Here is a 12,712-nt window from a genome sequence, read left to right on the forward strand (position 1 = left end):
TTTATAAAAACACAAAAATTCAAAATTGCAAATCCCAAACACTCTAAAATCAAAAGCTCAACATTGGAATTTGGGATTTAAAAAATTTGGAATTTCCTTTATAAAAATTGGAATTTGGATTTTTTATATTGGAATTTAAATTAGTTATATTAGCAAAAAAATAAATCATGAGCAAAAACATCATCTTAAACAATCAGGAAATCGAACACAAAATAAAACGTATCGCTTATCAAATTTACGAGACGTTTGTAGACGAAGAAGAAGTTGTAATTGCCGGAATTGCTTCCAGCGGTTCTGTTTTTGCTCAAAAAATTGCTGCGGTGTTAAGCGACATATCTACTCTAAAAATTTCTCTATGCGAAGTACGAGTTGACAAACAAAATCCGCAGCTGCCTATTCAGACTTCTTTAACTGCAGAAGAATATTCTAATAAAGGATTAGTTCTTGTTGATGATGTCTTAAACTCAGGCACAACATTAATCTACGCTGTTCGTCATTTTCTGGACGTTCCGCTTAAAAAATTCAAAACTGCGGTACTTGTAGACCGAAATCACAAAAAATACCCTGTAAAAGCCGATTTTAAAGGAATATCTTTATCTACGTCTTTATTAGAGCACGTTCAGGTTGTTTTTGATGAAAACGGAGACAATTACGCCTTTCTAAGCTAAGATTTCTAAAATATCATCAACTGTTTCATCGACTGTTTTATTATCTACCACAACTTTGTGTTGTGCGTGATTGTAATAAAAACTTCTGTCGAATAAATGTTTTGCGATAAATTCTTTCATTTCTTCCTCATCCATATTCGCAATTAAAGGACGTTTACTTTTATTGTGAACTAATCTATTATATAAAGTCTCTATTGAAGCTTTTAAATATATAGATGTAATATCCTCTCTTTGCAATAATAAATGATTATTTGCATAACAAGGAGTTCCTCCGCCTAAACCAATAATGGCGTTTTCTGAAGATTGCAGCAATTCAAGAAACATTTCGTGTTCTAATTTTCTAAAATAAATCTCTCCATGTTGTTCGAAAATCTCATTTATCGACAAATTTGCTTTTTTTTCGATACATTTATCTAAATCTAAAAATGGAATATTTGTAATTTTTGAAAGGTTTTGGGCAATTGTTGACTTTCCGCAGCCCATATAACCTAATAAGACGATTTTTTTCATTCTAATAAAACACTATAAATTAGGGGATTGTAAATTTTGTTTAAAAAAAGACAAATTTATAATAAAATTGCTTGCAATTAATAAAATAAACTCCTTATATTTGCACCCGCATTCAAGAAACGAATATGACTCGATAGCTCAGTCGGTAGAGCACATCACTTTTAATGATGGGGTCCTGGGTTCGAGCCCCAGTCGGGTCACAAAAAGGTCGAGTATTAATTTACTTGACCTTTTTTGCATTTAGGCCATGTGGAGAAACGGTAGACTCGCCATCTTGAGGGGGTGGTGCTCGCAAGGGCGTGAGGGTTCAAATCCCTCCATGGTCACTTTAAAAAAGAAAAAGCCTGAGAATCTAGATTCTCAGGCTTTTTAATTATATATATCAGTAGATATGAATCATTTTGATTGAACTTCAAAAAGATTGTTCATCTTATAAACAGATTTTTTTACTATATTAATTTAATTGATTTTTTAAAATTTTCGAATTCTAAATATGCTATTTGATTTTGCTCAGATGATTGATGACAATTAAAATCATAATAGTAATCATTATGTTCTGCCTTTATAACTTTTAATTCTACTTTTAGTGGTTCATCAAGCTCAATATGCTCAAATTTATACTCCGCATCATATTCATAGAATTTACAACCTGAAATTTCATAGGGTTCATATTTTTTGGTTACGTTAAAATCATTTAGCAAATTACTAGTACCCGCTAATGAAAGCTCCATTAATTTTTCAAAACTCTCATATTCACAATCTTGTAATTCACTTTTATGTGTGATGTTAAGAGTAATTGTTGGAGAGAATTTTCCTTTATATTCAGGTTTGTCCTGATAATACTTTGTAATAATACATATTGGTTCACCAAGATCTTCATAAACTTCGTCTTTTTCATTCTCCCAGCCATTTGCCAAAATTTGAGAGTCCCTTATTTTCCCAAAATCCTTTACGTCAACATATCCCCATCCTATAGGTTTATAAAATAATATACCTAGTTTTTTATTAACATAAACATCATCATTTATAATAACTGACTGTAATGGATTTATAACCACACCGGTCAAGGCTAAACTAGTAAATTTTAAAAAATTTCTTCTTCCAATTCCCATTTGAATATTATTATATAGATTTTATCATTCCTTTTTCAGCAGCAAATCAAAAACAATTAAATCATTTATTCAAACCCATTTGCTTTTCTCCCCAAATTCTCATTTGATTGATAAAAGGAATTAATTCTTGTCCATTTTCAATAAGAGTATATTCAACTCGAGGCGGAACTTCGGGATAAACCTTTCTTGAAATCAACTCATCAGCTTCTAACTCTTTGAGTGTTTGCGTAAGCATTTTTGGTGTTATACCTTCAACAGCTTTTTTCAATTCACCGTACCTCATTAAACCATCTTTTAAATACCACAAAATTCTTCCTTTGTATTTCCCGCCTATTCTTTGAAAAGCATAATCAACCGGGCAATATACTTTAATATTTCTTTTCTCCATTATTATTTCATTATATAAAATACTAATAATCAACAATAGTATACTTTTAGAACCTAAAGAACTAAAATGTACGTACTTGTGATAAAGATATTAAATTACTTTATTTGTTAAGACCTTTAGAAGAAAATGGCAGCAATTAATTATACATAAACCAATATGAGTAATCTAACCCAACAAAATTCAGAAAACATAAAAGTATTAGAAATTCGGAATTATTTATTAAAACCAAATTTAACCGATAAGTTTCGCGATTATTTTCATTCGAAATTTGTTGCTCCAATGAATGAATTAGGCGGCTACACGCTGGGAGAATTCAAAATTGACAATACAAACGATCGATTTGTCTGGTTTCGTGGTTTTACTGATATGAAAACCAGATTAGAATTCCTGAATGATTTTTACATCAATAGCACAACCTGGAAAGAATATGGCAATGGTGCAAACGAGATGATGATAAACTCTGATAATGTTTATTTGTTGCGACCGTTAAAAGAAGAAGTTAATAGTGAGCTACTAAAAACTGATAAAACTTTTAGTGTTGTAGACTTTTATATTTGTAATAACACACTTGAAAAGGTTATTAACTTATTTGACACTGCTTATATTCCTTTTCTTAAAAATTTAAAAATAGAAGATATAACACTTTGGATAAGCGAAATGGCTGAAAATGATTTCCCAAGATTACCTGTTTTTCAAGATAAGAACCTTTTAGTGAGTATTACACATTACAAAGATAAAAATGAGTTTTATGCCAAACAAAAGGAAATTGATGCTATGCCGGCTGATTTAAAAAATGCGATGCAGAAATTAATAACCATTCAGAATCAATTAGTCCTTTTGAATTTGAATCGCTAAATCTAAGTTTGTCAATTTCAAGATTTCTTTTACTTCACAAAAGCTGATAACAACAATTACAATTTCTTGTATAAACAATTCCCAAAATATTTTTTTATTAAAGCATTTCAAATTAAATTAGTTGATTTTTCTTATAAAATTAAAAACTATGATTAAGATAAACTATAAAATTCAATTTGTTTTATTTGTTATATCCTTATTCTTTATAGGATTGGGCATATTTGAAGTATCAAATGAAGGATTAAAAACTGGAACTGATCTTTTTTGGCAAATTTCTCACTTTGTTCCATTCGTTATGGGAGCAATAATTTTTGGTGTTAATTTATATTCTAAACGAATTGAGAAATTCAAAATTTAATAAAAAAGCCTCTCAAAGTCATCAAACTTTGAAAGGCTTTAAAATCAGAATAAAATTGTAACCTAAATTTATTCCTTAATTATTTTTTCTACAGAAGTTCCTTTTTCAGAAGTTATTCTGATAAAATACAATCCGTTTGATTTGTTGGATAGATTAATTTTCGAACTGTTTTTGTTTTCAATTACAGACTGAAGTATTCTGCCCTGAACATCAAACAATTCAATTCTTTTTATGGTATTATCACAATTAATAAACACCTCATTTTTTGTTGGATTTGGATATATATGTATAGTGCTGTCTTTTTCAAAATCTTTATTTCCTAATGATTTAAAAATGGTTTCTGCCGTATTTGTATCAACTGCTTCGTTGTAATCAAAATAAATACTGGCATCTTGTCCAACCTCATCTCCTGATTGAAGCGAAGGCAGTGTTTTTATCTTAAATAAAATATTTCCATGACCTCCAACCGGCGGCGCTTTTGAGGTGCTCAATTTAATTTTTGCAAAAATAAATTCGGCAGTATTTCCTTTTATGACAACATGTACTGCATGCGAAGCATCTAATAACTGAAGCGAATTAATATCATATTTACTTTGATCTATAACAACCTTTACAACCACATTTTCAGCTTCAGCCGTGCCTGTATTTTCAAAATTGATTCCATAATGTAAATAATTTCCAATTGTTGAAGGAGAAACGCTCTCACCTTCTAAACAAGTAATATCATTTGGATCAAATGAACCCACTATTTCCTGATTAAAAACAAATTGATTATCTGCCGGATTACTGTCTCCCGCAATTGGATTTATTGAAGCAGTAAAATTTAAAATATCTCCCAAATTTGCCGGCGGAACCTGTACCGGACTATTTACATTTAATCCGACATAAATTCTCCTAGTTTCAAATGGAAGTAAATTAGCGTAATTCCAACCAAGATTTCCTGGAGTTTGAACGTTTGGTGCCAGCGTTGCTATTCCATAATGCAATACATTTTGATTGTAGGTAAAGTTAGCTGTACCATTTAGCGTTTGATTTCCTTTATTTCGTATCAAAATCTCGTACCAGGCCATAAATCCGGGTTTTGCAGGATATATAGGCGCAATCACGATTTCAGCGTCGCTGTTTGTTCCTAATGCGCTTACACAGAAATTTTGCTGTGCGGTATTATTGTTGTTATCTGCAAATGAAACAATCGGCGTTGTTGGCGAAACAGTAAAGAAAGCAGGATTTTCAACCGCTGTGGTTATATTAAAGTTTCCGGCATCGGTAAAGAATGTATATTTTCCGTTCAAATCTGTAAAAGTGGAACTTAGGGAAGAACCATCATTTAAATTCACTTTTACATTAGCTTGTTTTGAATCGGCAGCATCACAGCCATTATTATCCACATCAAAAGCAATTGTTCCCGTTATAGTGTTGTAATTTCCGCCTGGATTAAAACTGCAATATGAGTTTACAACAACTGTCGGTAAACCAACACCAACTAGGTAACTTTTTGTGTCTGCTACATTCGCATCGTCCTGACAAACAAAAATTAAATTTGAATTTCCGGTATTAAAAAAGAAATCTTCATCACGTCCGTTTTTTGCAAACACCATTTTCAGATTCGGGTTATCATTTGCTGTTAAAGATTGAAAGGCTGAAAGATTCGAAACATCAATATTTTGCAATCCTGTTTTAGTAATATTTAAAACCGTAATATTTGGTGAATCAGAGAAATCAGCTGTCGCTAAAGGCATATCAGAATAAAATACATTTATCAATGCACTGCAATTTGTTAAATCAACTGAATTGATGTTGCTATAACTGCAGTTTAAAAGTTTTAAATTAGTCAATCCAGATAGATTCAATGAAGTTATCGGCGCTTTTTGAACGGCTGTGCCGGCAAGTACAAGCGTTTCAAGCGCAGCACATCCCTGAACATTTATTGAATTCAATGCTTCACTAGTATTACTAATAACAGTAAGCGCATTGCAATTTGAAAAGTCGGCGGTCACTAACGGAACATCCTGAATGCTTAAAACTTTTAACTTCGTACATCCTGAAACATTTAGATTTGCAGTTGGATTAATATCCAATTCTAAAATTTCCAAATTTGTATTTCCCGAAAGGTCAACCGAAGGAATTTGATTAGAAACCAAAAAAACATTTTTTAAATTCACAGTACCTGTCAAATTCAAATTTGAAATAGAATTTGTGTTTGCTCTAAGTTGAGTAAGATTTGAAGACGAACTCAAATCTAAAGAAGTTAATTGATTTTTGGAACATTCAATCGTCAAAAGTGCCGAACATCCTGTGAGATTTAAATTTGTCAATACATTGTTAAACACATTTAATCCCTGTAATGAACTGCAGCCTGATAAATTTAAAGTAGTCAGTAAATTATCCTGAATTAGAAGATTTTGTAAACTGGAGCAATTCGAAAAATCAGCTGTTTTTAAAACCTGATTAGAAGGAAAAGTAGACTGCGGAAAATTAAGGAGCGTACATCCCGAAGCATTTATATCTTCTAAAGTTGGATTATCTGTTATTAAAAAAGTAGTTAGTTTAGTTAATCCCGAAACATTTAATGTTGTTAGTTTATTATTTACGGCATTAAAATATTCCAAATTTGGGCAGCCCGTTAAATCAAGTTCCGTTAAAACATTATCTTCTAAATACAACTGGTTCAAAGCAGAAAGACCGCTGAAATTCAATGTAGAAAAAACAGGGTTTTGCTGTGCTACGATATTAGTAAGACTCAAACAATTCGAAATAGTTAAAGAAGTCATCAACGGGTTTTCCATAAAAGTAACGCCCGTTAATCCATTCATTCCTGAAACTGTCGCAGAAGTCAAAGCTGGACTTTTTACATAAATCGTTTTTAAGTTCGGCATTCCGCTTAAATTGATCGAAGTCGTACTGATACCATTAAAACCCAATTCTGTTACATTCGTGAAACCTTCAATTCCCTGAATATTGGTTACTGCATAAGCATTAGCACCTTCTATCCAAAGTTTGTCAATTAAAGCCGCTTCAGAAACCTGAATCTGATTATCAAAATTAGTATCGATTCTCGTAACAGCAACGCCGCCGGAATAAGCCGTAAAATTTGCCGCACCGCCATTTACAAGCATGTTTTTAAATGTTGGATCGGTAAAATTTAAAATCTGTGCTTTTAGTATTACTGTGAAAAACAGTAAAAATAGGAGTAATTTTTTTCTCATAATTAGTGATATTTTGGTTTTTGGGGAAATCGTTAAAGAGCATTTATTAATTCCTGCAATTTTTCTTTTTTGCTTTGCGCAATCGGAATATTCGAATTATCAGCCATAATCACATAACCGCCATCTGTTTTTATATAAGATTTCAGATAAGACAAGTTGATTAAATGCGATTGATGAATGCGCTCAAATCCATGTTCTGAGAGTAATTCTTCGTATTCCTTAAGCGTTTTAGAAATTAATATGGGTTTGTGATTTTTAATAAAAAACTGCGTGTAATTAATTTTTGCTTCACATCGAATGATATCCGAAACTTCAAACAAATGAATTCCATCGCTGGTAGAAAGTGCTATACGTTTAAAATTGTCGACTTTTTTTCGGATGTTTTCCAGCAGCAAATCAATATTCTCAAATGAATTGTTTTTTCCAACAGCTTCTTTAATTTTTGCCATTGTATCTTGCAATTCTTCCGGATCAACAGGTTTTAAGATAAAATCAAGAGCACTAAATTTAAATGCTTTTACAGCATATTGTTCATGCGCAGTGATAAATACAACATGAGCATTTAGTTTTCCGTTTACTTTATTTAATCTTTCGAGAATATCAAAACCAGTTCCGTCGGTTAAATGAATATCCAGAAAAATAACCTGAGGCCTTAATTTTTCAATCACGGCAATTCCGGTTTTTACACTTTCGGCTTCGCCAACAATTAAAATATCATTTGTATAACGTTCTAAAAGCGCTTTTAGACCTGTTCTCAAATGTTTGTCGTCCTCTATTAATACTGCTGTTATCATTTATTAAAAATTAGGGTATGTATTGAACAGGCAGACGCAAAACGACTTTTGTTCCTGTTTTTTTATTTTCTGATTGTAATTCGGTAATTTCTATTTGAGCAGATTTAGAGGTTATAGATTCCATTATTTCCAAACGCTTTTTTGTAATTCCTAAAGCCATTGATTTATGCGCCGTAACTGAGTTTTCTTTTAAATGTTTCGATTCCGATAATCCAATTCCGTCATCTTTAATCGTACAAATCAGCTGCTCTTTTTCAACATCAAAATCAACTTCAATTTTTCCGGTTCCATCTTTAGGTACAATTCCGTGAAGAATCGCATTTTCTACAAAAGGCTGAATCAGCAAAGGCGGTAATCCCATATTAAATTCGACTCTTTCGCTAGATCTTATTTCAAATTCAAATTTGTCATGAAAACGGAGTTTTTCTAATTCCAGATAATTCTGAAGGCTTTCGATTTCTTTATCAATCGGAATCAATGAACCTTTTGAATATTCAAGTGTAAGACGCATTAATTTGGAGAATTTAGACAAATATTTCAATGCCGAATCGGTTCCGTTCTGGACAATAAAACTCGAAATAGAACTCAAGCAATTGAATACAAAATGCGGGTTCATTTGTAAATGCAGGGCTTTTTGCTCGTATTCGGCAACTTCTTTTTTCAATGTCAGCTGACGTTTAACCTGCATTCGATTATAAATTACCAATATTAAAGCAATTAAAAGTAAAGCGCCTAAAATGGAGAAAATAACAAACTGAATCTGCCTTTTGTTTTTTTCAGATAATAAAGCTTCTTTTTTTCTGTATTCGTAATTCACTTCTGCCAAAGCAAATTTCTGACTTGTTGTTTCATTGATAATACTATCACGTGCTTGAACATAATTTTTATAATGTTCTAACGCTGTTTTCGGATCATCTAAAGCTTCGTACAATTCGCTTAATAATTTTTCAGAATGATACGTCTGGTCCAGCACTCCTATTTCTTTTGCATAAGCAAGGGATTTCTCTGCAAAAGGCATTGCTTCTTTATATTTTTTTTGATTCTGAAGCAAACCTGCGATATTGTATAAGGAAAGTGAAGCCCCAAATTTATTCTGCAGTTCTTCATACAAATTCAATGACTTCGTATAATACTCATTAGCCAGTTTTAAATCATTTTCTTTCTTATAATAATCGCCTAAATAATTACACAAAAGTGCATATCCTCGCATATTATCTGTATTCTCAAAAAGCTTTTTAGCTTTGTTATAATACAAAATCGCATTTTTATTCTGACCTGTTTCAAAGTAAATCGCACCAATATTGGTAAGCGTAACAGCAGCGTTTTTTTCTCCTGTTTCAGTTTGAATTTTAGAAGCTTTCTTTAAGTATTCTAATGCTTTTGGATAATTTAACTGTGATTTATAAATAATCCCGATATTATTAAGCGCTTTAGAAACATTAGCCTGTTCATCAATTTCCTGATATAACTGCAGTGCTTCTTCGTAATTTTTCAATGCCAGAATTTGATTGCTTTGTTCTGAGTAAACCACACCCGAGCTGGCATAAGAACGCGCCAAACCGCTTTTTACTTTTTTGCCTGAATCTTCCTTTAAAACCTTTTTAAATTCTAATTGGGCAGTTTTAAAATATTTTAAAGCATTTGGGTAATCTCCTAAAATGATTGAAGCATTTCCTTTATTGACATAAGCCGTAGCAAGTCCAAAAGTAAAGTCAGATTTCAAACTTAGATTAGTTGCTTTTTGAGCATAAAACAATGTCGAATCAGGATTGATTTCTTTATATAAATCGGCTATTTTATTATACTCATTGACTTTTGAAGTATCAACTTTAGTATAAATTAGCACTCTTTTCAAGCTGTCAATCTTAGCATTTTGAGCGTTCAATAGCTGTCCTGCAAGAAAGAAGAAAAAGAAAATTATTTGACGTAGTTTTTGACTCACTATTTTTTATTTTGCTTGTTGTGAGACAAATGTATGATATGTTTTTTAGTAACTGAACATGAATTATTATTTCTCAGGTTTCACTTATTATTTGATTTTTTTCAATTATTTCAAAATATAAACCAACATCAGAATTTCAAAGAGCATGTTTTTTTAAGATATATCTTCTTTAATAATTTATACATTTTTATAAGTTAAATATTACATTTTAATAATTAAATAACAAGGTAATTACTATATTAGCCGTTAGTCAAATTAAATAAAACCTTTTTATGAAAACAAAATTTTTAAAATTAGCAGGAGCATTTTGCGCCTTATTGTTGATTCATTCTTGTCAAAAAGATGAACTTCCGTTAAATGCAAAAAATGACAGTTCTTTAATTGAAGAAGAAAGAGGAACGGGGTATATTCCGTCTACTCCTGAGCAGCTGGCAGAAATTAAACAATTAAAAAAGACATCAAGCCTCTTTGGCAAGGAAGCTATTCCTGCTCAATATGTACTTCCTGAGCTGCCTGCTGCTCTTAATCAAGGATTCAAAGGCTCATGTGTTGCTTATTCAATTGCACATGCTCTTACTATTTTAAATAATGAATCAAAAACATTAGCTGATGGAAGTCCAAATTATAATGGTTATGCAAGTGGGGATTATTTATATGAAAAATATAAGTCCAGAGATAATTGTGATGGTCAATTATATTTTATTGAGGCTTTAGATGCTGTAAAAACAGAAGGAACACCTAGCTATGCTGATATGGAATATGGACCTTGCGGTATTCTTCCTACTCTCACTCAGGAAAAAAATGCATACAAAAACAGAGTAAATGATTACTACAGATTATCATCGCCCGAAGGCGGCATACCTTCACTGGAAGATATAAAAAGACAAATAGCAAATGGAAAACCAGTAATGTTAGGACTAATTATTGATAACGATTTCAAAGCTAAATCTATAAGATTGTGGGATAAAAACACTTCAAGTTCATATGCAAGCCATGCCGTTGTTTTAACTGGTTATGACAATCAAAAACAAGCATTTAGACTTATTAATTCTTGGGGACCAACATGGGGTGAAAAAGGATATATTTGGGCTACTTACAGAAAAATAGAAGAAGTTTTAAGTTCTGATGTATTTGTAGTAGAGAAAAATAATCCATTATCTTATAAAGAAGAAACATTACCTTTTATCACCTTTACTAAGGATATAAGTAATTCAGGAGATAATATAAAATTTACAAAAGGTCAAGTAAATCCTTTTATTAGTAATGGAAAGTTTAACTGGAATAATGATTTGATAAATCCATATTTTGATCAATATAATAATCCTACAATGAGTTTGAGTTATTTTGTACCTGCTAATAATGACGGAATTGATGTAGATGGAGATTTGACTTTTGAGATAAGAGTAAAAATAGAATCAAGCAAAAATGTACCTTATCCTATTGATACAGAAAAAGGAATTGAATTGCAATTATGGAATGGTGCATATGGAGGCAAAAATCAATACATGAGCTGTATTGTCCCGATGAATTCAGCGTATAAAGAAATATTCACAAATAACTCAGGTGAAACTTATAAAAATAGAGCAAATACTTATATTGACTATAATAATCCAAATACTTTTGATAGAGAGAAAACTATTAGAGTTCATATTAAAAACGGACAATTCTATGTGGCCAATAAAACTTACAAAATGCCATCTGGAATAAATAGGCTAAAAACTTTTTATATAAAAAACATAGGCACTATGGGTTCTATTACCGATATTAGAGTATATATAAATGATAAACAAGTAGGTATTGATACTTTTGATCAGGCAAAACCATGGCTTCAATGGTATGAATAATAAACTAAAATTAAAGGCGCAAAGAAATCTTTGCGCTTTTTTTTAATCTTAACTTTAAATCCAAAAATTTAAAATATATCATTTCCAATCTTTTTTGTAATTTCATCCTTAATTACAGATTGCTTTTCTCCAAAATATTGACTAAAAAGATAAACGTATGGCAAGAATACATTTATTTGAATTTGAAGATCAAAAATGGTTTCCTGTTTTTTTAAGAAATTACATAACCGACTTTTTGCAATTCCTGTCAAACAAAACCGGAATGTACAAACCTGTTGTTCCTTTACTTGTAAATATTCTAAAAACCAATAATGCAGCAACAATTATTGATCTGGCTTCTGGCGGAGGCGGAGGACTTATTTGGTTAAACAATGAATTAAAAAAAGAAATTCCAAACTTAAAAATCATTCTGACCGATTATTATCCAAATATCCCCGCTTTTGAATACACAAAAAAACAAGCTGATAATTTTGAATATATAAGCCATTCTGTAGATGCAAGAAATGTTCCCGCAGAATTAAACGGACTTAGAACTCAGTTTCTTTCCTTACATCATTTTAACCCAAACGATGCGAAACAGATTTTACAAAATGCAGTAGATGCTAAATCCCCAATCGCTATTTTTGAAGTTCAGGAAAGGAGTTTTGCCAGTATTGTGGCAATGATTTTTTCTCCACTAAGTGTATTATTCACTACTCCATTTATCAGGCCTTTTAAAATTGGCCGAATTATTTTTACTTATTTAATTCCTATAGTTCCACTTTTTGTTTTATGGGATGGTATTGTTTCTTCATTAAGAACTTATTCTGTCGAAGAAATGAATGATCTTGTAAATGAACTACATAATACAGAATCTTATAACTGGCAGATTAACCGGGTAAAATCCGGTCCTGGAGTGGTATTGTATTTAATAGGAATTGAGAAAAAATAAATATTATCCAAAATACAATTCATAATTAGTAATTATTTTACAAAAGAATTCTTTCACAAAAACAAAACTTTGCTAAATTCGTTTGAAGAATAATTAACCTGCTA

11 protein-coding genes and 2 tRNA genes are annotated in these 12,712 nt (G+C 31.2%); 7 read left to right on the forward strand and 6 right to left on the reverse strand.

The window, feature by feature from the left end; all coding sequences use genetic code 11:
- Positions 1 to 167 precede the first annotated feature (167 nt).
- On the forward strand, positions 168 to 668 hold the full coding sequence (locus ACODSB_RS17820) for a phosphoribosyltransferase domain-containing protein (protein WP_053474278.1): 501 nt from the start codon (positions 168 to 170) through the stop codon (positions 666 to 668).
- Here the strand turns inward: ACODSB_RS17820 and ACODSB_RS17825 are convergent.
- Positions 660 to 1,178: a shikimate kinase gene (locus ACODSB_RS17825; protein WP_488938028.1), complete on the reverse strand. Its 519-nt coding sequence runs from the start codon at positions 1,176 to 1,178 to the stop codon at positions 660 to 662. The two genes, ACODSB_RS17820 and ACODSB_RS17825, sit on opposite strands and share 9 nt — an antisense overlap.
- Before the next feature lie 127 nt (positions 1,179 to 1,305).
- Here ACODSB_RS17825 and ACODSB_RS17830 point away from each other — a divergent pair.
- Positions 1,306 to 1,378 (forward strand) — tRNA-Lys (locus ACODSB_RS17830).
- Between the two features lie 43 nt (positions 1,379 to 1,421).
- Positions 1,422 to 1,504: transfer RNA gene (locus tag ACODSB_RS17835), tRNA-Leu, on the forward strand.
- A gap of 123 nt (positions 1,505 to 1,627) precedes the next feature.
- Here ACODSB_RS17835 and ACODSB_RS17840 read toward each other — a convergent pair.
- A complete protein-coding gene (locus ACODSB_RS17840; RefSeq protein WP_488938029.1) occupies positions 1,628 to 2,290 on the reverse strand; it encodes a hypothetical protein in 663 nt (220 codons plus the stop codon).
- Positions 2,291 to 2,351: 61 nt separating this feature from the next.
- Positions 2,352 to 2,678 (reverse strand): winged helix-turn-helix transcriptional regulator, encoded by a 327-nt coding sequence (locus ACODSB_RS17845; protein ID WP_180859828.1) that lies wholly within the window; start codon positions 2,676 to 2,678, stop codon positions 2,352 to 2,354.
- A gap of 156 nt (positions 2,679 to 2,834) precedes the next feature.
- Between ACODSB_RS17845 and ACODSB_RS17850 the strand changes: the two genes are divergently transcribed.
- Positions 2,835 to 3,533, forward strand: coding sequence for a hypothetical protein (locus tag ACODSB_RS17850; RefSeq protein ID WP_488938030.1), 699 nt, complete (start codon positions 2,835 to 2,837; stop codon positions 3,531 to 3,533).
- A gap of 148 nt (positions 3,534 to 3,681) precedes the next feature.
- A complete protein-coding gene (locus ACODSB_RS17855) occupies positions 3,682 to 3,891 on the forward strand; it encodes a hypothetical protein (protein WP_488938031.1) in 210 nt (69 codons plus the stop codon).
- Positions 3,892 to 3,959: 68 nt separating this feature from the next.
- Here ACODSB_RS17855 and ACODSB_RS17860 read toward each other — a convergent pair whose 3' ends face one another.
- From ACODSB_RS17860 to ACODSB_RS17870, 3 genes are read right to left on the reverse strand one after another with little or no spacing between them, the layout of a single operon-like run.
- Positions 3,960 to 7,097, reverse strand: coding sequence for a DUF7619 domain-containing protein (locus ACODSB_RS17860; protein ID WP_488938032.1), 3,138 nt, complete (start codon positions 7,095 to 7,097; stop codon positions 3,960 to 3,962).
- A 32-nt stretch (positions 7,098 to 7,129) separates the two neighbouring features.
- Positions 7,130 to 7,891, reverse strand: coding sequence for a LytR/AlgR family response regulator transcription factor (locus ACODSB_RS17865; RefSeq protein WP_053474285.1), 762 nt, complete (start codon positions 7,889 to 7,891; stop codon positions 7,130 to 7,132).
- A 10-nt stretch (positions 7,892 to 7,901) separates the two neighbouring features.
- Positions 7,902 to 9,833 (reverse strand): tetratricopeptide repeat-containing sensor histidine kinase, encoded by a 1,932-nt coding sequence (locus tag ACODSB_RS17870; protein WP_488938033.1) that lies wholly within the window; start codon positions 9,831 to 9,833, stop codon positions 7,902 to 7,904.
- Between the two features lie 272 nt (positions 9,834 to 10,105).
- Here ACODSB_RS17870 and ACODSB_RS17875 point away from each other — a divergent pair, with 272 nt between their 5' ends.
- Together ACODSB_RS17875 and ACODSB_RS17880 are read left to right on the forward strand one after the other, a co-directional pair.
- Positions 10,106 to 11,677, forward strand: coding sequence for a C1 family peptidase (locus tag ACODSB_RS17875; protein WP_488938034.1), 1,572 nt, complete (start codon positions 10,106 to 10,108; stop codon positions 11,675 to 11,677).
- A 157-nt stretch (positions 11,678 to 11,834) separates the two neighbouring features.
- Positions 11,835 to 12,608, forward strand: a complete 774-nt coding sequence (locus tag ACODSB_RS17880) for a hypothetical protein (protein ID WP_488938035.1) — start codon at positions 11,835 to 11,837, stop codon at positions 12,606 to 12,608.
- Positions 12,609 to 12,712 lie beyond the last annotated feature (104 nt).

The organism is Flavobacterium sp. FG68 (genome assembly GCF_057808895.1).